The sequence below is a fragment of the Diaphorobacter limosus genome, assembly GCF_033100095.1.
GTDB classification, from domain to species: domain Bacteria; phylum Pseudomonadota; class Gammaproteobacteria; order Burkholderiales; family Burkholderiaceae_C; genus Alicycliphilus; species Alicycliphilus limosus.
Genome location: NZ_CP136921.1, coordinates 2,054,648 through 2,079,763, shown reverse-complemented (window position 1 = coordinate 2,079,763; position 25,116 = coordinate 2,054,648). Strand labels below are relative to the sequence as shown.

Genomic DNA, 25,116 nt, shown 5'->3' with positions numbered 1-25,116 from the left:
GTCTATGAACCCCCAGTCCATGGCTCCACCTCCGCAGCCCGGCGCGCTGACCGAGCGCAGGCGCATCCCACGCGTCACTGCGCTGGAGGGCGAGGCGCAGGCGCAGCCCGCGCAGACCCTGCAACAACTGAAGGCCCAAGCACGCAAGCCGGGCGAGGCCTCGTTTTTCTTCTTTGATCACCATTTTCAGCACAACGCCGCCAAGGTGTTGCCAGGCGAGTATTTTGTCGCCCGCGAGCCGCTGGCCATCATGACGGTGCTGGGTTCGTGCATTGCCGCCTGCCTGTGGGACAGCCGCATGCGCGTCGGGGGCATGAACCATTTCATGTTGCCCGATGGTGATAACGGTGATTCTTCGGGGCGCTATGGCTCCTATGCCATGGAGCTCTTGATCAACGAGATGATGAAGCTGGGCGCGCGCCGCGAGACCTTGCAGGCCAAAATTTTTGGTGGCGGCCAGGTGATGGCCAACTTCACCACCATGAACGTGGGCGAGCGCAACACGCGCTTCGTGCAGGGCTATCTGGCCACCGAGCGCATACCCGTGGTGTCCGAGGATGTGCTCGACATCTATCCGCGCAAGGTGGTGTTCTTTCCGGTGACGGGCAAGGCCATGGTCAAGCGCCTGGCCCATGCCCATCCAGAGGCGACGGCGCAGGAGGCACGCGGCAACGCCGCCAGCGTGGCGCGAGCCACCAGCGGCGGCTCCGTGGATCTGTTTTGAGATGAGAAAGCCAGCGATATGAAGCCCAAAATTCGCGTCATCGTGGTGGACGATTCGGCCCTGGTGCGCAGCCTGCTCGCCGAGATCATCAACCGCCAAGGGGACATGGAGTGCATAGGCACGGCCAACGACCCGTTGATCGCGCGCGAGATGATCCGCGAGCAGAATCCCGACGTGATCACGCTGGACGTGGAGATGCCACGCATGGACGGCATCGACTTCCTGGGCCGCCTGATGCGCCTGCGGCCCATGCCGGTGGTGATGATCTCAACGCTGACCGAGCGCGGCGCCGAGGTGACCATGAAGGCACTGGAGCTAGGCGCCGTGGACTTTGTCGCCAAGCCGCGCGTGGGCCTGAGCAGCGGCCTGAACGAGCTGGCCACGCAGATCGTGGAGAAGATCCGCGTGGCGGCGGCCGCCCATGTGCGCCGCATGCCGGTGCGCGCTGCCACCACGGCTGCCCACCCTGATGGAACGGCGCAGGCAGCGCCCGCGCCCGCCAGCGCCGCGACCCTGCTGGGTCGCGTGTCCACCGAGAAGGTGATCTGCATAGGTGCCTCCACCGGCGGTACCGAGGCCATACGCGAGGTACTGGTGCATCTGCCGGCCGACTCGCCGGCCATCGTCATCACCCAGCATATGCCGCCGGGCTTTACCACCAGCTTTGCCGCGCGGCTCAACAGCCTGTGTCAGATTACGGTGAAGGAGGCGGTGAACGGCGAGCGCATCCTGCCCGGCCATGCCTATATCGCACCGGGCGGCAAGCAGTTTCATATCGCGCGCAGTGGCGCCAACTATGTGGCCGTGGTCGATGATGGTCCGCCCGTGAACCGGCACAAGCCCTCGGTGGAGGTGCTGTTCAAGTCGGCCGCCACCGTGCTGGGTCGCAATGCCTATGCCATCATGCTCACTGGCATGGGCGCCGACGGCGCCGCTGCCATGCGCGAGATGAAGGATGCTGGCAGCTACAACTACGTGCAGGACGAGGCCAGCTGCATCGTCTTTGGCATGCCGCGCGAGGCCATCGCCCATGGCGCGGCCGACGAGGTGCTGCCGCTCACGCAGATTGCGCCGGCGCTGATTGCGCGCCTGCGTGGCGCCACCGACCGGCTGCACCATCGCATCTGACGACCATCAGGTCGAGAGCTCGGACCAGCGCTCCAGCGCCTGCATCAGCAGCTCCTCGATCTCGCCATCGCGTGCATGCAAAGCGGCGGCGCGTGTGCCGTCTCTGGCATACAGGCTGCCGTCGGCGAGCTCGTCGCGTATGGCGGTTTGCTCGGCCTCCAGTGCGTCAATCTGGGCCGGCAACTGCTCCAGTTCGCGTTGTTCCTTGTAGCTAAGCTTCTTTTTTTGTAGCTGTTCGCGCTTGTCTGTTATGCGTTTTGCTTCGTTTTGACTGGTATTCTTGGCGGCTGGCGCAGCACTGCCAGCCAGCTCGCGGCTGCGGCGTGACTGCGTCAGCCAGTCCTGCACGTCGCCTTCGTACTCGCGCCACAGGCCATCGCCCTCGGCCGCAATGGTGCTGGTGACGACGTTGTCCAGAAAGCTGCGGTCGTGGCTCACCAGGAACACCGTACCGTCGTAGCTCTGCAGCAGCTCCTCCAGCAACTCCAGCGTGTCTATGTCCAGGTCGTTGGTCGGCTCGTCCAGTACCAGCACATTCGCCGGCCGCGCGAACAGCCGGGCCAGCAGCAGCCGGTTGCGCTCGCCGCCCGACAACGTGCGCACGGGCGAATGCGCGCGTGCCGGCGAGAACAAAAAGTCGCCCAGGTAGCTCTTCACATGTTTGCGCTGGTTGCCAATCTCAATCCACTCGCTGCCCGGGCTGATGAAGTCTTCCAGCGTGGCGTCCAGGTCGATGGCGTTGCGCATCTGGTCGAAGTACGCCACCTGCAGGTTATTGCCGCGGCGCACGTCGCCGCTATCGGGTGTGAGCTCGCCCAGGATGAGCTTGAGCAGCGTGGTCTTGCCGGCGCCGTTCGGGCCAATCAACCCCACCTTGTCGCCACGCAAAATGGTGGCGCTGAAATCGCGCACTATCGCCCTGTCGCCAAAGGCCTTGCTCACACGCGTGAGCTCGGCCACGATCTTGCCCTGGTAGCCGCCCTGGCCGCCCGAGGCGATGTCCATCCTCACGCTGCCCAGCGCCTCGCGCCGCGCCGCACGGTTGGCACGCAGCGCCTCCAGGCGGCCGATGCGGCTTTGGCTGCGCGTGCGCCGCGCCTCCACGCCCTTGCGTATCCAGACCTCCTCCTGTGCCAGCAGCTTGTCAGCACGCGCGTTGATCACGGCCTCCTGCGCCAGCTGCTCTTCTTTCTGTGCCTGGTATTGAGCGAAGTTGCCCAGGTAGGAACGCAGCTGTCCGCGATCGAGCTCCACGATGCGTGTGGCGATCCGATCCAGAAAGGCGCGATCGTGGGTGATGGTGACCACGCTGCCCTTGAAGGCCAGGAGTAGTTCTTCCAGCCACTCGATGGAGTCCAGATCCAGGTGATTGGTGGGTTCGTCCAGCAACAGCACGTCGGGCCGTGCCACCAGGGCCTGCGCCAGGGCCACGCGCTTCTTGGTGCCGCCCGACAGCGTGCCTATCAGCGCCTGTGGGTCAAGGTGCAGGCGCTGCAGGGTTTCCTCCACGCGCTGCTCCCAGTTCCAGGCGTCATAGGCTTCTATCTGCGATTGCAGCGCATCCAGATCCAATCCTGGGGCTCCGGACAAGTATTGCTCGCGCAGCGCAATGGCCTGCGCAATGCCTTGTGCCGCCGCCGCGAACACCGTGGCCTCGGGGTCAAGCTCGGGCTCCTGCGCCACATAGGTGATGCGCAAACCCTGCTGCACACTCAGGCTGCCGTCGTCCGCCTTTGCCAGTCCGCCCAGGATCTTCAGCAGCGACGACTTGCCCGCTCCGTTGCGCCCTATGAGGCCCACACGTTCAGCGGGCTCCAGCGCAAAGCTTGCGTGATCCAGCAGGGCTACATGCCCGAACGCCAGTTGGGCTTCCATCAAAGTAATCAATGCCATGGCCGAAATTATCGGCGGTGGTCGCAGTGCCCCCGCAGGGCGCACGGTGACGCTCTGCGCAAAAAAGCTGCGGTTTGGGATTTTTAGGGGTAAACCCGCGCTATACTTCACGCTTCGCTGCAGACAAGGGCTCTCACTGAGTTGCACCGGTCGAAGTGAATGGGAAGAGAAAATTTTCCCACCTTGAGTTGCAAGATGGTTAAAACCCGATGTATACTTCAAGGCTTCGCTGATTGCAGCGGCTGGTTGTTGAGAGATGACTGGTTGGTGCGTGATGCGGGGGGTCGAAAGACCATAAAGTTTGACAGGACTTTAAAATCTGTTGTATAATTCAAGGCTTCGCTGATCGCAGCAGAGTAAGCAAGTTGAAAGCAATTTTGGCTTGTGGGATCGTTAACAACATACAGCCGATAAGCGTGGGCGTTTGATGGCGAATGCCAAGTTCTTCGGAACTATCAAACGCTCATGAGAGAGAGAAGTGAGTTTTCGCTTCAATTTCTTTTTTGAGTGGAAGTCGAAAGACTTTAAATTTCAAGATCGAACTATAGAGTTTGATCCTGGCTCAGATTGAACGCTGGCGGCATGCCTTACACATGCAAGTCGAACGGTAACAGGTCTTCGGATGCTGACGAGTGGCGAACGGGTGAGTAATACATCGGAACGTGCCCGATCGTGGGGGATAACGGAGCGAAAGCTTTGCTAATACCGCATACGATCTACGGATGAAAGCGGGGGATCTTCGGACCTCGCGCGGACGGAGCGGCCGATGGCAGATTAGGTAGTTGGTGGGATAAAAGCTTACCAAGCCGACGATCTGTAGCTGGTCTGAGAGGATGATCAGCCACACTGGGACTGAGACACGGCCCAGACTCCTACGGGAGGCAGCAGTGGGGAATTTTGGACAATGGGGGCAACCCTGATCCAGCCATGCCGCGTGCAGGATGAAGGCCTTCGGGTTGTAAACTGCTTTTGTACGGAACGAAAAGACTCTGGTTAATACCTGGGGTCCATGACGGTACCGTAAGAATAAGCACCGGCTAACTACGTGCCAGCAGCCGCGGTAATACGTAGGGTGCAAGCGTTAATCGGAATTACTGGGCGTAAAGCGTGCGCAGGCGGTGATGTAAGACAGAGGTGAAATCCCCGGGCTCAACCTGGGAACTGCCTTTGTGACTGCATCGCTGGAGTGCGGCAGAGGGGGATGGAATTCCGCGTGTAGCAGTGAAATGCGTAGATATGCGGAGGAACACCGATGGCGAAGGCAATCCCCTGGGCCTGCACTGACGCTCATGCACGAAAGCGTGGGGAGCAAACAGGATTAGATACCCTGGTAGTCCACGCCCTAAACGATGTCAACTGGTTGTTGGGTTTTAATTAACTCAGTAACGAAGCTAACGCGTGAAGTTGACCGCCTGGGGAGTACGGCCGCAAGGTTGAAACTCAAAGGAATTGACGGGGACCGCACAAGCGGTGGATGATGTGGTTTAATTCGATGCAACGCGAAAAACCTTACCCACCTTTGACATGGCAGGAAGATTTCAGAGATGGGATTGTGCCCGAAAGGGAACCTGCACACAGGTGCTGCATGGCTGTCGTCAGCTCGTGTCGTGAGATGTTGGGTTAAGTCCCGCAACGAGCGCAACCCTTGCCATTAGTTGCTACGAAAGGGCACTCTAATGGGACTGCCGGTGACAAACCGGAGGAAGGTGGGGATGACGTCAAGTCCTCATGGCCCTTATAGGTGGGGCTACACACGTCATACAATGGCTGGTACAGAGGGTTGCCAACCCGCGAGGGGGAGCCAATCCCACAAAGCCAGTCGTAGTCCGGATCGCAGTCTGCAACTCGACTGCGTGAAGTCGGAATCGCTAGTAATCGCGGATCAGAATGTCGCGGTGAATACGTTCCCGGGTCTTGTACACACCGCCCGTCACACCATGGGAGCGGGTCTCGCCAGAAGTGGGTAGCCTAACCGCAAGGAGGGCGCTTACCACGGCGGGGTTCGTGACTGGGGTGAAGTCGTAACAAGGTAGCCGTATCGGAAGGTGCGGCTGGATCACCTCCTTTCTGGAAAACCGCATTCAAGATTGAACGCCCACACTTATCGGTTGTTGGAACAAGCCAAGGTGGCAGGAGAGATCCTGGTGCTGAGGAATGGGTCTGTAGCTCAGCTGGTTAGAGCACCGTCTTGATAAGGCGGGGGTCGTTGGTTCGAGCCCAACTAGACCCACCAAGCGTCCAACGCGAGGATAGAGAAATCCTGGGGGGATTAGCTCAGCTGGGAGAGCACCTGCTTTGCAAGCAGGGGGTCGTCGGTTCGATCCCGTCATCCTCCACCATCCAAGAGAAGTTCAACACCAAAGCGGCTTTGCAAGAGGCTGCTTTGGCGTTGATCGATATAGATCGATTGACACGGCTGTTCTTTAAAAATTCATAGAGTCGAATCAGCGTTGCTAGCGGAAAGCGCCGAAAGGCGCACCGTGCCGCTAGCAACCTAAATTTGATTGCGTCAAAACGAACAGAAGCAATTTTGTTCAAGTAATGACGAATCGTTCTCGAGGCTGCGTTGAAAGACGCAACCGAAGAAACATTCACATTACGGCATAACGCGCGAGGTGCGAGACCTCGCAAGTCTTTGAACTCGAAATGGAAGCTTCTTGCAAAAGAAGTCAAAGTTATAGGGTCAAGTGACTAAGAGCATGTGGTGGATGCCTTGGCGATGATAGGCGACGAAAGACGTGATAGCCTGCGAAAAGCTTCGGGGAGCTGGCAAATAAGCTGTGATCCGGAGATCTCTGAATGGGGAAACCCACCCGCAAGGGTATCGCAACCTGAATACATAGGGTTGCGAGGCGAACCGAGTGAACTGAAACATCTAAGTAGCTCGAGGAAAAGACATCAACCGAGATTCCGAAAGTAGTGGCGAGCGAAATCGGAGGAGCCTTCTAGTGATAGTCAGACGGTTAACAAAGCGGCATGGAAAGGCCGGCCATAGTGGGTGATAGCCCCGTATGTGAAAACCGACTGGTGGTACTGAGCTAGAGAAAAGTAGGGCGGGGCACGAGAAACCCTGTCTGAACATGGGGGGCCATCCTCCAAGGCTAAATACTCATCATCGACCGATAGTGAACCAGTACCGTGAGGGAAAGGCGAAAAGAACCCCGGGAGGGGAGTGAAATAGATCCTGAAACCGCATGCTTACAAAAAGTAGGAGCCCGCAAGGGTGACTGCGTACCTTTTGTATAATGGGTCAGCGACTTACATTCAGTGGCGAGCTTAACCGAATAGGGGAGGCGTAGAGAAATCGAGTCCGAACAGGGCGTTCAGTCGCTGGGTGTAGACCCGAAACCAAGTGATCTATCCATGGCCAGGATGAAGGTGCCGTAACAGGTACTGGAGGTCCGAACCGACTGGTGTTGCAAAACCAGCGGATGAGCTGTGGATAGGGGTGAAAGGCTAAACAAACTTGGAAATAGCTGGTTCTCTCCGAAAACTATTTAGGTAGTGCCTCAAGTATTACCTGCGGGGGTAGAGCACTGTTTTGGCTAGGGGTCATGGCGACTTACCAAACCAAGGCAAACTCCGAATACTGCAGAGTACAGCTTGGGAGACAGAGCACCGGGTGCTAACGTCCGGACTCAAGAGGGAAACAACCCAGACCGCCAGCTAAGGTCCCTAAAATTGGCTAAGTGGGAAACGAAGTGGGAAGGCTAAAACAGTCAGGATGTTGGCTTAGAAGCAGCCATCATTTAAAGAAAGCGTAATAGCTCACTGATCGAGTCGTCCTGCGCGGAAGATGTAACGGGGCTAAGCCAGTTACCGAAGCTGCGGATGCACAGTTTACTGTGCGTGGTAGGAGAGCGTTGTGTAAGCCTGTGAAGGTGTCTGGTAACGGATGCTGGAGGTATCACAAGTGCGAATGCTGACATGAGTAGCGTTAAAGCGGGTGAAAAGCCCGCTCGCCGTAAGCGCAAGGTTTCCTACGCAACGTTCATCGGCGTAGGGTGAGTCGGCCCCTAAGGCGAGGCAGAGATGCGTAGCTGATGGGAAACAGGTCAATATTCCTGTACCGATCAATAGTGCGATGTGGGGACGGAGAAGGTTAGCTCAGCCACCTGTTGGAATAGGTGGTTCAAGCCTGTAGTCGTGCCTGGTAGGCAAATCCGCCGGGCTGAGATGAGGGGTGATAACGAGTCTGCTTGCAGACGAAGTGAGTGATACCCTGCTTCCAGGAAAAGCCACTAAGCTTCAGCTATTGACGACCGTACCGCAAACCGACACTGGTGCGCGAGATGAGTATTCTAAGGCGCTTGAGAGAACTCAGGAGAAGGAACTCGGCAAATTGATACCGTAACTTCGGGAGAAGGTATGCCCTGATTAGGTGAACTTGTACAAAGGGAGCCGAAAGGGGTTGCAAAAAATCGGTGGCTGCGACTGTTTAATAAAAACACAGCACTCTGCAAACACGAAAGTGGACGTATAGGGTGTGACGCCTGCCCGGTGCTGGAAGATTAAATGATGGGGTGCAAGCTCTTGATTGAAGTCCCAGTAAACGGCGGCCGTAACTATAACGATCCTAAGGTAGCGAAATTCCTTGTCGGGTAAGTTCCGACCTGCACGAATGGCGTAACGATGGCCACACTGTCTCCTCCTGAGACTCAGCGAAGTTGAAATGTTTGTGATGATGCAATCTCCCCGCGGAAAGACGGAAAGACCCCATGAACCTTTACTGTAGCTTTGTATTGGACTTTGAACGGATCTGTGTAGGATAGGTGGGAGGCTTTGAAGTGTGGTCGCTAGATCACATGGAGCCAACGTTGAAATACCACCCTGGTGCGTTTGAGGTTCTAACCCAGGTCCTTATCGGGATCGGGGACAGTGCATGGTAGGCAGTTTGACTGGGGCGGTCTCCTCCCAAAGCGTAACGGAGGAGTTCGAAGGTACGCTAGTTACGGTCGGACATCGTGACGATAGTGCAATGGCATAAGCGTGCTTAACTGCGAGACTGACAAGTCGAGCAGATGCGAAAGCAGGACATAGTGATCCGGTGGTTCTGTATGGAAGGGCCATCGCTCAACGGATAAAAGGTACTCTGGGGATAACAGGCTGATACCGCCCAAGAGTTCATATCGACGGCGGTGTTTGGCACCTCGATGTCGGCTCATCTCATCCTGGGGCTGTAGTCGGTCCCAAGGGTATGGCTGTTCGCCATTTAAAGAGGTACGTGAGCTGGGTTTAAAACGTCGTGAGACAGTTTTGTCCCTATCTTCCGTGGGCGCTGCAGATTTGAGGAAGCCTGCTCCTAGTACGAGAGGACCGGAGTGGACACACCTCTGGTGTATCGGTTGTCACGCCAGTGGCATTGCCGAGTAGCTAAGTGTGGAAGAGATAACCGCTGAAAGCATCTAAGCGGGAAACTCGTTTCAAGATGAGATCTGCCGGGGCCTTGAGCCCCCTGAAGGGTCGTTGTAGACCACGACGTTGATAGGCTGGGTGTGGAAGTGCAGCAATGCATTAAGCTAACCAGTACTAATTGCCCGTGCGGCTTGACCCTATAACTTTGATTGCTCCAACACGAGCAAAGACTGTTATGCCAAGTACGCAATCAAATACACACCTGATTCCAGACTCTATGAATTCGCCGTGCAGTCACACACCGACTGCATAGCTCCAAGTTATGCCTGATGACCATAGCAAGTCGGTCCCACTCCTTCCCATCCCGAACAGGACAGTGAAACGACTTCGCGCCGATGATAGTGCGGATCCCCGTGTGAAAGTAGGTCATCGTCAGGCTATTACAGCCCAAACCGCCCTCCCACTTACATAGTGGGAGGGCGTTTTGCTTTGGGGGTTTGATGCGTGTCTCGGTTCACACGCGCAAGCTGCGGTAGCATTGACGTTCACGTTAACGTCAAGACATGCCAACCTACAGCATCAGTGATCTGGCACGGGAGTTTGATCTGACTACCCGCGCCATGCGTTTCTACGAAGACATGGGTCTATTGCGCCCCGAACGCGCGGGGCCAGGTGGGCGCAACCGCGTCTATAGCGGGCGCGATCGGGCGCGGCTCAAGTTGACGTTGCGAGCCAAGCGCCTGGGCCTGTCATTGAATGAGGCCAAGGAGATCATCGACCTCTATGACAGCCCACGCGACACTGGGGTGCAGCTACGCAAATTCCTGGAGGTTTTAGCCATGCACCGCAAGCAACTGGAGTTGCAGATGCGCGACTTGCAGGCCAATCTCGACGAGTTGCGTGAACATGAGCGTGAAGCCATGGATCTGCTCGGAAAAATTGAACCACCGACGGCTGAAACTACAGCATAATTGACGTTTACGTAAACGTAATGCGCCAGGGCTTTTGCGGTCTGCCGGCGATAGGTATCCATCTCACACCCCCTTCCAGGAGAGACTCCATGAGCATTGCCACCCAGTTGCCAGGCCTGAATTTTCAGTTGGGCGAAGACATTGACGCATTGCGCGATGCCGTGCGCGAGTTTGCCCAGTCCGAGATCGCGCCACGCGCGGCGGAGATCGATCGCAATGACCAGTTTCCCATGGATCTCTGGCGCAAGTTCGGTGACCTGGGGGTGCTCGGCATCACCGTGCCTGAGGAATTTGGCGGCGCCAACATGGGCTATCTGGCGCACATGGTGGCCATGGAAGAGATTTCGCGCGCCAGTGCATCCGTGGGCCTGTCCTATGGCGCGCACAGCAATCTCTGCGTGAACCAGATCAACCGCAACGGCAACCCGGCGCAAAAGGCCAAGTACCTGCCCAAGCTGATCAGCGGTGAGCATGTGGGCGCCCTGGCCATGAGCGAGCCGGGCGCCGGCTCCGACGTCATCAGCATGAAGCTCAAGGCCGAGGACAAGGGCGGTTACTACCTGCTCAACGGCAGCAAGATGTGGATCACCAACGGCCCGGACGCCGACACCCTGGTGGTCTATGCCAAGACCGAGCCCGAGCTGGGCGCACGCGGCGTCACGGCCTTTCTGATTGAAAAGGGCATGAAGGGCTTTTCGATTGCGCAAAAGCTCGACAAGCTGGGCATGCGCGGCAGCCATACGGGCGAGCTGGTGTTCCAGGATGTGGAGGTTCCGGCGGAGAACGTGTTGGGCATGGTCAACGGCGGCGCCAAGGTGCTGATGAGTGGACTGGATTACGAGCGCGCCGTGCTCACCGGCGGGCCGCTCGGCATCATGCAGTCAGTGATGGACAACGTCGTGCCCTACATCCACGACCGCAAGCAGTTTGGCCAGAGCATTGGCGAGTTCCAGCTTATCCAGGGCAAGGTGGCCGATATGTACACCGTGCTGCAGGCTGGGCGGTCGTTCGCCTACACCGTGGCCAAAAATCTGGACATGCTGGGTGCCGAGCATGTGCGCCAGGTGCGCAAGGACTGCGCCAGCGTGATCCTGTGGACGGCCGAGAAGGCTACCTGGATGGCGGGCGAGGGGGTGCAGATTTTTGGTGGTAATGGCTATATCAACGAGTACCCGCTGGGCCGCCTGTGGCGTGATGCCAAGCTGTACGAGATCGGCGCCGGTACCAGCGAGATCCGCCGCATGCTGATAGGCCGTGAGCTGTTCGCCGAAACTTGCTAAGGTAAGCGCCCCGTAACCACCAAGGAAGCCCATGCCCAGCAGCTCCATCAACGACCTCTTTGAGCACAACCGCGCCTGGGCGGCGCGGATGGAGCGCGAAAAACCCGGCTTTTTCACCGGCCTGATGGCGCAGCAGAAGCCGCGCTACATGTGGATAGGCTGCTCCGACAGCCGGGTGCCGGCCAACCAGATCACGGGCCTGGAGCCGGGCGAGGTGTTCGTGCACCGTAACGTCGCCAACGTGGTTGTGCCGACCGACCTCAATTGCCTGTCCACCATCCAGTACGCGGTCGATCAGCTGAAGGTGGAGCACCTGATGGTCGTTGGCCACTACGGCTGCGGCGGCGTGCTGGCGGCGCTGGAGGATGTGCGCGTGGGCCTGGCGGACAACTGGATCCGCCATGTAAAGGATGTGCGCGACAAGCATGCCGCGCTGCTGGACGGCATCGACCTGCAATGGCGCCACGACGCGCTGTGCGAGCTCAACGCCATCGAGCAGGTGCTGAACATCGCCCATTCGACGGTGATGCAGGATGCCTGGGCGCGCGGCCAGAAGGTGCAGATCCACGGCTGGTGCTATGGCCTGCGCAATGGCCTGATCACCAATCTGCACATGACCGTGCCCGGCGTGGGCGGTCTGCACGAGGTGCACCAGGCCGCCGTGGAGCAGGTGGCGCAGCGCGCGCGCCAATAGCCCACGGGCCACGGCACAGCGCAGGCAGGCCCCATGTTTCCGCAGCGGCTGGACGCCCCGCAGGCCTTTGACATCGCCAAGGCGATGCTGGACGGCTTCAACCGCCACTACCGTCTGTTCCGTGCCGAATCGGCGCGCGCCAAGCACCGTTTCGAGACGGCGGACTGGCACGGCCAGCAGCGCGCGCAGCGCGAGCGCATAGAGTTCTACGACCTGCGCGTGAAGGAATGTGTGCGCCGGCTGGACAAGGAGTTCAACGCCGGCGCCCTGCCCATGGTCGTGTGGCACCAGGTCAAGCTGCACTACATCGGCCTGATGGTGAACCACCTGCGCCCCGAGCTGGCCGAGACCTTCTTCAACTCGGTCACCACCAAGATCCTGCACCGCACCCATTTCCACAACGACTTCATCTTTGTCTGGCCTGCCGTCAGCACCGAGTACATAGAAAGCGAAGACCCCGGCGCGCGCCCCACCTACCGCGCCTACTACCCGGCGGGCGATGGCCTGCACCAGGCGGTGGCCGACATCATCGAGCAGTTTGCGCTGCAGCGCCCGTTTGCCGACCTGCGGCGCGACGTGGACTGCGTGGTGCGCGCCATGCAGCAGCAGCTGGGCGCCGCCAAGCTGCGCAGCAATTTCCAGATCCAGGTGCTGACCAGCCTGTTCTTTCGCAACAAGGGCGCCTACGTGGTGGGCAAGCTGATCAACGGCTTCACCGAGCTGCCGTTCGCGCTGCCCATATTGCATGGCGAGCAGGGCACGCTGGTGATCGATGCCGCGCTGTTCGGCGAGAACGATTTGCAGATGCTGTTCAGTTTTGCGCGCGCCTACTTCATGGTGGACATGGAGATTCCCAGCGCCTACGTGCAGTTCCTGGCCACGCTGATGCCGCGCAAGCGCCGGGCCGAGCTCTACATCTCGCTGGGCCTGGCCAAGCAGGGCAAGACGCTGTTTTATCGCGACTTCCTGCACCATCTGCGCTATTCCAGCGACCAGTTCCGCATTGCGCCCGGCATCAAGGGCATGGTGATGCTGGTCTTCGACCTGCCGAGCTTTCCCTATGTGTTCAAGCTCATCAAGGATCATTTCCCGGCGCCCAAAGACACAACGCGTGAGCAGGTCAAGGCCAAATATCTGCTGGTCAAGCAGCATGACCGCGTGGGCCGCATGGCCGACACGCTGGAATACAGTCTGGTGGCCTTTCCGCGCGACCGCTTCAGCGATGAGCTGATCGCGGAAATTCAAAAGCATGCGCCCAGCCAGTTGGAGATCAGCGACCGCGATGGTGACGGGCGCCAGGAGGTCATCATCTCCCACCTGTACATAGAGCGGCGCATGATCCCGCTGAACATCCACCTGCAGGAATGCCTGGATGCCGGCCTGGACGAACCCGAGTCAGCCAGCGCGCTGGAGCATGCCGTGCTCGAATACGGCAACGCCATCAAGGATCTGGTGGCCGCCAACATCTTCCCCGGCGACATGCTGTGGAAGAACTTCGGCATGACGCGCAACGGCAAGGTGGTGTTCTACGACTACGACGAGATCGAATACCTCACCGACTGCAACTTCCGCCGCGTGCCCGCACCACGCTGCGAGGAGGACGAGCTGTCGGGCGAAATCTGGTGGCCGGTGCGCCCGCACGATGTCTTCCCCGAAACCTTCGGCCCCTTCCTGCTCGGCAACGACGCCGTGCGTGCCGCCTTTATGCGCCACCATGCGGATCTGCTGGACGTGGATTTCTGGCAGTCGCACAAAGAGCGCATACAGGCCGGCCATGTCTATGACGTGTTTCCCTACGACAGCACGCGGCGCTTTGGCGGCGTGCCGTTACCAACCCAACCCCCAGGAGATATCACATGAGCCAACACCAAGACCCCGTCGTCATCGTCAGCGCCGCGCGCACGCCCATGGGCGGCTTCATGAGCGACTTCGCCGACCTGGCCGCGCATGACCTGGGCGGCGTCGCCATCAAGGCCGCCGTTGAGCGCGCCGGTATTGCGCCCGCGCTGGTCGAGGAGGTGCTGTTCGGCAACTGCCTGATGGCCGGCCAGGGCCAGGCGCCGGCGCGCCAGGCGCTTTTCAAGGGCGGGCTGCCGCAAAGCACGGGCGCGGTGACCCTGTCCAAGATGTGCGGCGCCGGCATGGAGGCCACCATCCTGGCCCATGACCAGCTGATCGCCGGCAGCCGCGAGGTGATGGTCTCCGGCGGCATGGAGAGCATGAGCGGCGCACCCTACCTGCTGAAGAAGGGCCGCGGCGGCTACCGCATGGGCCACGACAAGGTGTTCGACCACATGATGCTCGACGGCCTGGAAGACGCCTACGAGCCCGGCCGCTCCATGGGCACCTTTGGCGAGGATTGCGCCGCCAAGTACCAGTTCACGCGCGAGCAGCAGGACGCCTTTGCCATCGCCAGCGTCACGCGCGCACAGGAGGCCGCCAGGAGCGGCGCCTTCGACGCCGAGATTGCCCCGGTTACGCTCAAGACGCGCAAGGGCGAGGTCACGGTCAGCGTGGACGAAGGCCCGGCCAAGGCCCGCCTGGACAAGATCGCCAGCCTCAAGCCCGCCTTCAGGAAGGACGGCACCATCACCGCAGCGTCCAGCTCCAGCATCAACGATGGCGCCGCCGCCATGGTGCTGATGCGCGCGTCCACCGCCCAGCGGCTGGGCTGCAAGCCGCTGGCGCGTATCGTCGGCCATGCCACCCATGCCCAGGCGCCGGAATGGTTCAGCACCGCCCCGGTGGGTGCGACCGAGAAGCTGCTGAAGAAAATCGGCTGGCAGGTGGGCGACGTGGATCTGTGGGAGATCAACGAGGCCTTCGCCGTCGTGCCCATGGCCCTGATGGCGGATCTGAAGATTCCCCACGACAAGGTCAACGTCAACGGCGGCGCCTGCGCGCTGGGTCACCCCATAGGCGCCAGCGGCGCGCGCATTTTGGTCACGCTGGTGCATGCGCTCAAGGCCCGCGGCCTGCAGCGCGGCCTGGCCACGCTGTGCATAGGCGGCGGCGAGGCCACGGCCATGGCCATCGAGCTGATCTGAGGCTTGCTCATTTTTCAATAGCTGTTGGCGCTTATTTCATAGGCGTTGGCGGCATTTTTGGCCACAAGCCACTATTTTGTGAGAGCACGACCATGCTGCTGACCCAAGACCAGGAAATGATCCGCGACGCTGTGCGTGCGTTCGCCCAGGAAGAGCTCTGGCCCCACGCCGCGCGCTGGGACAAGGAGCACCACTTTCCGCGCGACGCGCACCAGGGCCTGGCCGCCTTGGGCGCGTATGGCATCTGCGTGCCCGAGGATCTCGGCGGCGCCGGGCTGGACTACCTGTCGCTGGCCCTGGTGCTGGAAGAAATCGCCGCCGGCGATGGCGGCACCAGCACCGCCATCAGCGTCACCAACTGCCCGGTCAACGCCATCCTCATGCGCTACGGCAATGCGCGGCAACAGCGCGACTGGCTTGCCCCCCTGGCGCGCGGCGAGATGCTGGGCGCGTTCTGCCTGACCGAGCCGCATGTGGGCTCGGACGCCTCCGCGCTGCGCACCACGGCGGTGAGGCAGGGCGACGAATACGTCATCAACGGCGTCAAGCAGTTCATCACCAGCGGCAAGAACGGCCAGGTGGCCATCGTCATCGCCGTCACCGACAAGGGCGCGGGCAAGAAGGGCATGAGCGCCTTCATCGTGCCCACCAGCACGTCCGGCTATGTGGTGGCGCGGCTGGAGGACAAGCTGGGCCAGCACAGCAGCGACACGGCGCAGATCAACTTCGACGACTGCCGCATCCCGGCGGACAACCTGATCGGCGCCGAGGGCGAGGGCTACAAGATCGCCCTGGGCGCGCTGGAGGGTGGGCGCATAGGCATCGCCGCGCAAAGCGTGGGCATGGCGCGTAGCGCCTTTGAATTCGCCCTGCAATACGCCAAGGAGCGCGAGAGCTTCGGCCAGTCCATCTTCAACCACCAGGCCGTGGGCCATCGCCTGGCCGACTGCGCCACGCAGATCGAGGCCGCACGCCAGCTCATCTGGCACGCCGCCGCCCTGCGCGACGCGGGCCGCCCCTGCCTGAAGGAGGCGGCGATGGCCAAGCTGTTCGCCAGCGAGATGGCGGAACGCGTGTGCAGCGCCGCCATACAGACGCTGGGCGGCTACGGCGTGGTGAGCGACTTCCCTGTGGAGCGTATCTACCGCGACGTGCGCGTGTGCCAGATCTACGAGGGCACGAGCGACGTGCAGAAGATCATCATCCAGCGCGCGCTGGCCTGAGGGCCGGGCCCGTTCATGCCTGCCGCCAGCGCACTGCCCGCCTGCCCCTGCGGCCGCACCGACAGCCGCCGGCGTGCGCTGCCGTATGCGCAATGCTGCGGCCGCTATATCGACCATTTCGCGCAATGCCCGGCGCCCGATGCCGAGAGCCTGATGCGCTCGCGCTACACGGCCTTCGTGCGTGAGGACGCGGCCTACCTGCTGGCCACCTGGCAGGCCGCGCACCGGCCGGCGCGGCTCGACTTCGAGCCTGGTACGCGCTGGCTGGGCCTGCAGGTGCGCGCCCATCTGCCGCTGGACGAGACGCATGCCGAGGTCGAGTTCGTCGCCCGCCAGCGCGACGCCACGGGCCGGGCACACCGCCTGCACGAGCGCAGCCGCTTCCTGCGCGAGCAGGGGCGCTGGTACTACGTAGATGGAAAACTTATATAAATAGTGGCTGTAACGCTTGTATGGCAAGCGCAGCACGCTATCAAATTTAAAGCACTACTCCCACCACATGGCAGCAATGTCGTGCACGAAGATGGGGTAGTTCATCCAGGTGCCGCGCAGCCCCTTGCGCACCACGGTGCCCACCTGGGGCGCGAAGATCCAGGCGTTGACGGCATCACGCGCCAGCTGGCGCTGCAGCTCGGCCCACAGCAACTGGCGCTCGCGTGCGTTGTCGGCGGCGCCATGGCGCTGCACCAGGTCGCGGAATGCCGGGCTGTCATAGCCGAAGTAGTAGCCCGGGTCGGCGTAGATCCGGTAGTCCAGCGGCTCCACATGGTTGATCAGCGTCATGTCGAACTGGCCCTTGAACGGGCCGTTCAGCCATTGCTCCCAGGACAGGCGCTGCAGCTCGGCCACGATGCCGACGCGGGCCAGGTCCTGCGCGATCACCGGGCCGCCCTCGTGCGCGTAGGGCGCCGGCGGCAAGGCCAGGGTCAGGCGCAGCGGCGTGGCAACGCCGGCGCTCTTGAGCAGGGCGCGGGCACGCTCCGGGTCATGGGGGTACATGTTGGCCAGGTGCAGATACCCTGCATCCGCCGGGCTGAAGTGGCTGCCAATGGCCACGCCGCGGCCGTCGAGCACGCTGCGTATGAAGCCCTCGCGGTCGATGGCGTGGGTGATGGCGCGGCGCACGCGCACATCATTGAGCGGTGCGCGCCGCTGGTTCAGCGCCAGCAGGCCCTTGCCGGTGGAGGCGCCTATCAGCACCTGGTAGCCGGTTTCATCCTGGAAGCGACGCACGGTCTGCGTGGCGAAGTTGAACGCCACGTCGATCTCGCCGGAGCGCAGCGCGGCGTTCTGCGCCAGGGGGTCGTGCAGAAAGCGAAAGCTGGCCTGGTGCATGCGCAGCCTTGCCGCCTGGCGGTACATGGGCGCCTGGGCCAGCTCGATGCCGTGGCCACGGCGCCACTGCGCCACCTGGTAGGGCCCGGTGCCGACGGGGCGGGTGGCGGCCTGGGCCGCCGTGGCCGGGTGCAGCATCACGGCCGGCCCCTCGCCCAGACGGAACAGCAACTGCGGGTCCGGGTGGTGCAAGGTGAGGGCCACGCTGTGCGCGTCCGGCGTGCCGATGCTGGCAATGTTGTCGAACAAGGCCTTGCGCGCCTTGTTTGTCGCGCTGGGGGCCACGGCGCGCTCGAAGCTGAACCGCACGGCCGCTGCATCGAAGGCCGCGCCGTCGTGAAAGCGCACGCCCTGGCGCAGGCGCAGGTGGTAATGCCGCCCCGTGCCATCCACGCTCCAGGACTCGGCCAACAGCGGCGCCACCGCGCCGTTTTCCTCGATGCGGGTCAGACCCTCCAGCACGTTGTAATGCGTCACCTCGCCCACGGCCGCCGCCGCGGCCATGGTTGGGTCCAGGCTGTCGGGCTCCAGTGCCATGTTGATCACCACGGCGCGCCGGGTGGAGCGGGCCTGGGCGGGGCCGGCGGCCCATGTGCCCAGGCATAGCGCGGCCGACTGGGCCAGGCAGGAGCGGCGGGTAAGGGCAGTTGCTGGCATGGTATTGGGGTATTGTTGCGGAGGGATACAAACTGTGACATAACATCCGGGGTTTGACGACCCCTTCTCCTGTTTTCATTCGCCCGCCACTTGTCATGAAAGCGCCCGACACCATGCCGCCGCACCACGCGCGCTCGCGCGCATGGCTGCTGTTGCTGTTGGTGGCCCTGCTGCTGGGCGGCATGGCCTGGGGGCTGTCGCATGTCTACCAGGAGCGCGAGCAGCGCTACCGCCACCAGATCGAGGGGAGTCTGCAGGCTGTCAACCAGCTGCAGCTGCGCGCCGTCACCGACTGGCGTGCGCGGCGCATGGCCGAGGCTGCGGCGCTGACGCAGGACAGCCTGTTTGCCCGGGCCGTGGCGCAGTGGCGCGGCGCGCCGTCATCGCCCCAGCAGGCGGCGCTGCGCGAGCGCCTGACCATCCTCATGGAGCAGGTGCGCTACACCGCGGCCTACCTGGTCGATGCGCAGGGCCGGCTGCTGCTGGACGCCCAGGGCGCCGTCACCGGACAGCTGCCAGAGCCCGAGCAGCAGGCCCTGCAGCTGGCGCTGGCACAGGCCCGGCCGGTCGTCGTCGAGCTGCGCCGCGACCCGGCGTTTGCCTTTGCCTTCTACGGCCTGATCGCGCCCCTGTTCGATGGTACGCGTGCGCTGGGCGCCGTGTGGCTGCTGGTGGATGCGCGCGCCACCCTGTATCCGCTGCTGGAGACCTGGCCCAACCACAGCCCCACGGCCGAATCCGTGCTGGTGCAGCGCAGTGGCGACGAGGTGGTCTCGCTCAGCCCGCTGCCCCTGCGCGGCAGCGAGTCAGGGGCGCTGCGCCTGCCGTTGGTACAGGGCGGGCGCGACCCCATGGCCATGGCCGCCACCGGGGTGCGCGGCGCCTTCTACGCCCATGACTATCGTGGCCAGGAGGTGCTGGCCGTCGCCAGCGCCGTGGCCGACTCCCCCTGGCTGCTGCTCTCCAAGGTGGATGTGGGCGATGCCTTCACCGATGCCCAGCGCCGTGAATGGCTGGGCCTGAGCCTGTTTGTCAGCCTGGGTTTGCTGTCGCTGGGCCTGGTCGTGCTGCTGTGGCAGTGGCGCGCCTGGCGGCGCGAGCGTGCCTTGAAGCGCGAGCTCGAACGCAACCTGCGCTGGCTGGACAACGCGCAGAAGGCCGCCACCGTGGGTTATTTCACCTATGAGACACGCAGCGAGGCCTTTGTCATGTCGCGCATGGCCAGCGCCATCTTCGGCCTGCCCGACGAGGGCCGCATGAGCTTGCGCCAATGGATGACCATGCTGCACCCGGACGAGAGCGTGCAAACCCTGCGGATCCACGGCCAGGCCATGATGGAGCGCACGCCGCTGCGCACCCAGTACCGCATCCTGCGCCACGGTGACCGGCAGGAGCGCTGGGTGGAGGTCTGGGGGGAATACAGTCAGGCCTCGGAAAATGAACCGCTGCTCATGACCGGCACGGTGCAGGACATCACCGAGCGCAAGCACACCGAGCAGCAGCTGGCGCGCTACCGCGTGGCGCTGGAGGCGCAGGTGCGCCTGGACCCGCTGACCCAGGTGGCCAACCGCCTGGCGCTGCACGAGGCCGTGACCCAGGAGTGGAGCCGAGCCCAGCGCGAGGGCCAGCCGCTGGCGCTGGTGATGATCGACGTGGACCATTTCAAGGCCTACAACGACAGCTACGGCCATGTCGCGGGGGACCAATGCTTGCAGCAGGTGGCGACGGCCATGTCGGCCCTGCTGGGCCGCGCGGGCGACCTGCTGGCGCGCTATGGCGGCGAAGAGTTCGCCGTGCTGCTGCCCGGCGCTGATGCCCCCGCTGCCATGGCCGTCGCCCTGCGGTTGCAGGATGCCGTGCGCCAGCTGGCACTGCCGCACCGTGGCAGCGCCTGCTGCGACAGCGTGACCCTGAGCATGGGCGTGACCAGCCTGCAGGCGGCGCACTATCCGGGCGCCGATGCCGCGCAGGCCCTGTTCCAGCAGGCCGACGCCGCCCTGTACACGGCCAAGCAGACCGGGCGCAACCGCGTCGTGCTGTTTGGTGCAGACTGCATGCAGGCCCTGCATTCATAGCCCTGGTGGGCCAGGGGCAACCACCCAACCCCATGACCCATGATGTTTGACGCGATCTTGTTTGACTGTGACGGCGTGCTGGTGGACAGCGAGCCGATCACCAACGGCGTGCTGTGCCAGATGCTCAATGAGGCCGGCTGGCCGCTGCCGCCCGAGGAATGCATGCGCCTGTTCATAGGCAAGACCGTGCGCAGCGAGACGGCGCGCATCGAGGCCCGGACCGGCCGCCCGCTGACCGATGCCTGGATGGCCGAGTTCTACGCCCGCCGCAACGCGCGCCTGCAGGCCGAGCTGGTGGCCATTCCGAATGCCGTGGAGACCGTGCGCGCCGTGCATGCGCGGCTGCAGGGGCGTATTGCCTGCGCCTCGGGTGCCGATCGGCAGAAGGTGGAGATGCAGCTGGCACAGGTCGGCCTGGCGCCCCTGTTTGCCGGGCGCATCTTCAGCGGCCATGAAATGCCGGCCACCAAACCCGCGCCCGACGTCTATCTGGCCGCCGCCGCGGCCCTGGGCGTGCCGCCCGCGCGCTGCCTGGTGGTCGAGGACACGGTCACCGGCGTGCAGGCCGGGGTGGCCGCAGGCGCCACCGTGGTGGGCTTCAGCCCGGACGGCGTGGGCCACGGCTCGCCCGCTGCGCTGCGGGCTGCAGGGGCGCAGTGGGTGCTCAGCGACATGGCCTTGTTGACCAAAATGATTTAAGTTGCAAGCAGAATCGAACGAAAATAACAAAAAGAGATCAATTGCCAAGGTTGGTACTCACTAAGCCGCTATTCCGCCATCCCTGACATTCCTGCCCGCAGATATCGCACGTGAAGCCTTACGCCACCCCCGCCGCGCTACCCTTCTGGAGCCGTTTGCATGGTGGGCTGGATCACGTCTTGACCTGGCTGCTCATCTATGCCCTGCCCGGGGCCGTGCTGGTGTTGTCGTTGTGGGCCTTGTTCACCTGGGCGCCGCACTTTGCCCACGATGATCCCCGGCCGGTGGCCATGCGTGTGCTCGAAGACGCTGGCGCCGACCTTGGCCCCGCCGCTGCCTTGGCCGCGCTCGAGGCACAGCAGCCGGTGCTGCTGCGCGATACCCAGCTGAAGGAAACCCCGTTCTGGTTCGACTTCCCCGTGCCGGCGCCGCAGCCGGACGGCCCGGCGGTGATCGAGTTCCCCTCGCGCCATCTGGTGCGCCTGGCCTGCTGGGGCGGTGCCCAGCTGCAGCCACTGGGCGAGGGCGACCTCGCGGGCCATCAGGGGCGGTTGTTTGACTCGCGCAGCGGCTTTGGCCTGCGGCTGCAGGGCCTGCAGCCCGGCGCGCCGGTGCTGTGCCGCGCCAACTTTGTCGGCCCAGCGCGCTTGAGCGTGCTGCAGTGGGACGAGGCCTCGTTGCAGACGGCCATCCAGGCCTTCGAGCACAACGCCGGCCTGCTGGAGGGCGGCATCCTGATGCTGGTGCTGTTCGTCTTCCTCACCGGCCTGATCAACCGCAATCCCAGCTATGTGCTGTTCGCTGTTTGGCTGCTGATCAATCTGCGCATGGGCGCCCTGTCCGCCGGCTGGGATCAGCGCTGGCTGGGGCATGACATGCCGGTTGCCTGGTTGCTGCAAGGGCGTCCCATCACCCTGGCGCTGCTGTATGTGCTGACCTTTGCACTGTTTCGCACGCTGTTCCGGGAAGAGCTGGCGAAATGCGCCGCGTCAGGGGTGCTGATCTGGCTGCAATGGAGCTGCGCGCTTCTGTTGCTGTTGTCAGCCACGCTGTCCTATGCGCAATTCCTGCCGCTGATCTGGGTGGCCACGGTCGTCGGCAGCATGCTGCTGGTGATCATCCTGGGGCGCATCATCGCCATCACGCGCTCGCCGGTGGCGGCCTGGTATGGCGCGGCGATTGCGGTGATGCTGCTGTCCAGCCTGTACGAGGTCGTGGCGGCGGCCTTCGGGCTGCAGGCCTGGATTGGCTCGGTCAACAGCGTGACGGCGGCACTGGCATCCAGCCTGCTCGCCACCATGGCCATCGCCGCGCAGATGCGCCAGGAGCACCAGGAGCGCATTCACGCGCAGGCCGAGCTGCAGCACAGCTACGAGGTGACGCCGCTGGGGCTGTTCACGCTGGATCTGGAGGGTCGCTTCATCGCCGCCAACCCCGCGCTGCACGCGGCGCTGGGCCCGGTGGTGCTGGCACGGGGCAACAACCACTGGGATCAGTACTTCGCCTCCATGGACTGGCTGCGCATGCTGCAGTCGCTGAACCGCCAGCCGGCGGTGGAGTTCGAACTGGCAGGACGGCCCCATGCGCGCTCGCCCAAGGGACGCCGTTTCCTGGTGAAGGCCTCGCGCTCCGGCGCACGCATCGAAGGCTCGCTGCAGGACGTGACCGAGCGCTCCCTGGCCACGGAGCGCCTGCAGTTCCTGGCCCACCATGACCCGCTGACCCAGGTGCTCAACCGCGACGGCATTCGCGCCGAGCTGGACTGGGCGCTGCAGTCCGCGCAGACCGGCCCGGCCCTGGCACTGGCCTATCTGGATCTGGATCGCTTCAAGCTGATCAATGACCTGTTTGGCCACTACGCCGGCGACGAGGTGCTGCGCCAGGTCTGCACCCGGGTGACGGCGCTGCTGCAGCCTGGCATGCACATGGGGCGCATGGGGGGCGATGAATTCATCATCCTCATGCCCGGCCTGGGCCTGGCGCAGGCTACTGCCCTGTGCCAGGGCATCGTTGACCAGATTGGCCATCTGCCCTATCGGGTGGGTGACCGGTCTTTTCATGTGCGCGGCTCCGTGGGTTTGATCGAGGCGGCGCCTGGCAGCTCGGCCAAGGATGCGATCTCCACCGCCGACCGTGCCTGCCGCGAGGCCAAGCAAAGCAGCGGCAGCCACCTGGTGGTGTTTGAGCATGACTCGCGTGCGCTGCAGGAGCATGAGGCCGAGATACTGCTGGCCGGCCAGCTGACCGCGTCGGACGAGCTGCAGGGCCTGTACCTGGAGATGCAGCCCATCATGTCGCTGCGCGAGCCCGAGCGTTCACTCAATTTCGAGGTGCTGCTGCGCATGCGTGACGCCGCCGGCCAGAGCGTGCCCACGCCACGCCTGATCACGGCGGCCGAGAACAGCGGCCGCATGGGCATGATCGACCGCTGGGTGCTGCGCCAGACCCTGGCCTGGATGCGTGAGCAACAACGCCAATTGAGCCACACGCGCTTCATCTGCATGAACCTCAGCGGTGCTTCGCTCAATGACGAGAGTTTTCTGCAGGATGCCGTGCAGCTGCTGCAAAAGTACGCCGACGTGGCGCCGCGCCTGTGCCTGGAGATCACCGAGAGCGTGGCCCTGCACGACCTGGAGAACACCCGGCGCTTCATTGCCCAGGTGCATGCCCTGGGCGCCAAGGTGGCGTTCGATGATTTTGGCGCGGGCTACACCTCGTTCTCCTACCTCAAGCAGCTCAAGGGCGACCTGCTCAAGATCGACGGCAGCTTCATCGTCAACATGAACGAGCACCCGGCCAACCTGGCCATCGTCGAGGCCATCGTCGGCCTGGCGCGCAACCTGGGCATGAAGACCATTGCCGAATGGGCCGAGGACAGCGCCACGGTGCAGGCGCTGGCCGAGATCGGGGTGGACTATGTGCAGGGCTTTGCCATAGCCCGCTCGCAAGCGCCCGAGCGCATTCTCGCGGCGCGCTCGGCGGCTGACTTCGTGAGCGATCCGGGCCTGCTGCATTCCCTGGTCTTGCAGGCCTGGCCCGCGCCGCAGCCGCCCACGGGCCTGCCGCCGGGGCGATCCGCTCACTGAGCGACTCGCTCTTACATGACCTGCGCGGGTGCTTGCTGCAGCATGGGATCCACGGCCTGAACGTCCCCGTGGGGCGCTTGTGGCGCATCCAGGCTGATGTCGGGGTGGTGCGTTTCGACCATGAACTTGAGCATGGGGTGGCGCACGGCAGCCCAGCGCTCCTGGGCCGTGCGCACCTCGAACTTCATCACGCGGTGCGGCAGGTTGCCGACATGCCGCATGGGGATGTAGCCGATTTCCGGGTACACGTCCTCGAACAGCATGCGCAGATACTGGCGATCGACCGGCGCGCGGCCCGTCACCACCATCCAGTCGACACCGCTGTGCAGGCAGTACAGGTAAAAGGCCTTGAACAGCACGGTCTTCACCAGGGTGCCCACGCGGCCCTCGGCCACGCCCAGCCGGGTGGCCTCGGCCAGCAGGCAGCCGCTCAAGTCGTCGGGCAGGGCCAGCGACTGCTCCAGCGCCAGCGGCTCGTAGCGGTTGGTCTGTATGCGCATGGTGCCCAGGGGCGAGCCATCAAGGTGGGATTCGGCCAGCAGCACCACGGAGCCGGCGGAAAAGTCGGCCGCTTCAGGCTGCAGCAGGGTGCGCGCCAGATCCGGCACATGGCGCGCGTAGGCCGCGTGGCGTATCTGCACCGCCTTGTCCAGCGCCTCGGCATCGCTGACCACGCGCACCGAAAACGGCAGGCGTTCCTCGACCCGGGCCGGGGCCTGGTTGTCGTGCATGCCGCGGGTCATGATGGGCGGCAGGGGCATGGCGGGCAGGGAAGGCATCAGGGCTGGTGACAACATGATCAGGTCTCCCGGCCTGTCGGACATGCAGGCCATGTACTCCACTATCGGGCGCGCGGCGCAACGCGATGCGTGGATGACGGGGTGAAACAACCCTCTTTTCCGGCGGCATGAAGATGGCCGGGCCGAGGCGCGCAGAGCCGGTGAACACA

At 63.0% G+C, this 25,116-nt stretch carries 15 protein-coding genes, 2 tRNA genes and 3 rRNA genes; 17 read left to right on the top strand and 3 right to left on the bottom strand.

What is annotated here, in order from left to right; genetic code table 11:
- The first annotated feature begins 4 nt into the window (after positions 1-4).
- Complete coding sequence (gene cheD / locus P4826_RS10010) at positions 5-724, top strand: chemoreceptor glutamine deamidase CheD (RefSeq protein ID WP_425605160.1); 720 nt, start codon at positions 5-7, stop codon at positions 722-724.
- Between the two features lie 18 nt (positions 725-742).
- Positions 743-1,852 (top strand): protein-glutamate methylesterase/protein-glutamine glutaminase, encoded by a 1,110-nt coding sequence (locus tag P4826_RS10005; RefSeq protein WP_317700266.1) that lies wholly within the window; start codon positions 743-745, stop codon positions 1,850-1,852.
- Between the two features lie 6 nt (positions 1,853-1,858).
- Here the strand turns inward: P4826_RS10005 and P4826_RS10000 are convergent, their stop codons facing one another.
- Complete coding sequence (locus tag P4826_RS10000; RefSeq protein ID WP_317700265.1) at positions 1,859-3,745, bottom strand: ATP-binding cassette domain-containing protein; 1,887 nt, start codon at positions 3,743-3,745, stop codon at positions 1,859-1,861.
- 539 nt (positions 3,746-4,284) lie between these two features.
- On the opposite strand from P4826_RS10000, the gene P4826_RS09995 reads away from it, so the two are divergent.
- The 12 genes from P4826_RS09995 (at position 4,285) to P4826_RS09940 (ending at position 16,747) form a co-directional block, all read left to right on the top strand.
- Positions 4,285-5,812: ribosomal RNA gene (locus P4826_RS09995) — 16S ribosomal RNA — on the top strand.
- An 89-nt stretch (positions 5,813-5,901) separates the two neighbouring features.
- A tRNA-Ile gene (locus tag P4826_RS09990) sits at positions 5,902-5,978 on the top strand.
- A 30-nt stretch (positions 5,979-6,008) separates the two neighbouring features.
- Positions 6,009-6,084: transfer RNA gene (locus P4826_RS09985), tRNA-Ala, on the top strand.
- A gap of 342 nt (positions 6,085-6,426) precedes the next feature.
- Positions 6,427-9,299, top strand: a 23S ribosomal RNA gene (locus tag P4826_RS09980).
- Positions 9,300-9,425: 126 nt separating this feature from the next.
- Positions 9,426-9,538, top strand: a 5S ribosomal RNA gene (rrf, locus tag P4826_RS09975).
- Together the 16S, 23S and 5S rRNA genes with 2 tRNA genes alongside form the textbook arrangement of a ribosomal RNA operon.
- Positions 9,539-9,663: 125 nt before the next feature.
- The gene (locus tag P4826_RS09970; RefSeq protein ID WP_317700264.1) at positions 9,664-10,071 is read left to right on the top strand and encodes a MerR family transcriptional regulator; all 408 of its coding nucleotides are present in this window, start codon (positions 9,664-9,666) and stop codon (positions 10,069-10,071) included.
- Positions 10,072-10,160: 89 nt separating this feature from the next.
- Entirely contained in the window at positions 10,161-11,351 is a 1,191-nt protein-coding gene (locus tag P4826_RS09965) for an isovaleryl-CoA dehydrogenase (protein WP_317700263.1), read from the top strand.
- Positions 11,352-11,382: 31 nt separating this feature from the next.
- A complete protein-coding gene (gene can, locus P4826_RS09960; protein WP_317700262.1) occupies positions 11,383-12,045 on the top strand; it encodes a carbonate dehydratase in 663 nt (220 codons plus the stop codon).
- Positions 12,046-12,078: 33 nt separating this feature from the next.
- Positions 12,079-13,905 (top strand): bifunctional isocitrate dehydrogenase kinase/phosphatase, encoded by a 1,827-nt coding sequence (gene aceK / locus P4826_RS09955; protein WP_317700261.1) that lies wholly within the window; start codon positions 12,079-12,081, stop codon positions 13,903-13,905.
- Positions 13,902-15,092, top strand: coding sequence for an acetyl-CoA C-acyltransferase (locus P4826_RS09950; protein ID WP_317700260.1), 1,191 nt, complete (start codon positions 13,902-13,904; stop codon positions 15,090-15,092). Before aceK ends, P4826_RS09950 begins: the two co-directional genes overlap by 4 nt.
- 92 nt (positions 15,093-15,184) lie before the next feature.
- On the top strand, positions 15,185-16,315 hold the full coding sequence (locus P4826_RS09945; protein ID WP_317700259.1) for an acyl-CoA dehydrogenase family protein: 1,131 nt from the start codon (positions 15,185-15,187) through the stop codon (positions 16,313-16,315).
- A gap of 15 nt (positions 16,316-16,330) precedes the next feature.
- Positions 16,331-16,747: a YchJ family protein gene (locus P4826_RS09940; protein ID WP_317700258.1), complete on the top strand. Its 417-nt coding sequence runs from the start codon at positions 16,331-16,333 to the stop codon at positions 16,745-16,747.
- 54 nt (positions 16,748-16,801) lie between these two features.
- Here P4826_RS09940 and P4826_RS09935 read toward each other — a convergent pair whose 3' ends face one another.
- A complete protein-coding gene (locus P4826_RS09935; RefSeq protein ID WP_317700257.1) occupies positions 16,802-18,307 on the bottom strand; it encodes an ABC transporter substrate-binding protein in 1,506 nt (501 codons plus the stop codon).
- A 95-nt stretch (positions 18,308-18,402) separates the two neighbouring features.
- Here P4826_RS09935 and P4826_RS09930 point away from each other — a divergent pair, with 95 nt between their 5' ends.
- From P4826_RS09930 to P4826_RS09920, 3 genes are all read left to right on the top strand, one after another.
- On the top strand, positions 18,403-20,382 hold the full coding sequence (locus P4826_RS09930; RefSeq protein WP_317700256.1) for a GGDEF domain-containing protein: 1,980 nt from the start codon (positions 18,403-18,405) through the stop codon (positions 20,380-20,382).
- Between the two features lie 39 nt (positions 20,383-20,421).
- Positions 20,422-21,081 carry an HAD family hydrolase gene (locus P4826_RS09925; RefSeq protein WP_317700255.1) on the top strand — a complete coding sequence of 220 codons (660 nt, stop codon included), beginning with the start codon at positions 20,422-20,424 and terminating at the stop codon, positions 21,079-21,081.
- 110 nt (positions 21,082-21,191) lie between these two features.
- Entirely contained in the window at positions 21,192-24,167 is a 2,976-nt protein-coding gene (locus P4826_RS09920) for an EAL domain-containing protein (protein ID WP_317700254.1), read from the top strand.
- An 11-nt stretch (positions 24,168-24,178) separates the two neighbouring features.
- On the opposite strand, the gene P4826_RS09915 is transcribed toward P4826_RS09920, so the two are convergent.
- Positions 24,179-24,964, bottom strand: a complete 786-nt coding sequence (locus P4826_RS09915) for a hypothetical protein (RefSeq protein WP_317700253.1) — start codon at positions 24,962-24,964, stop codon at positions 24,179-24,181.
- Positions 24,965-25,116 lie beyond the last annotated feature (152 nt).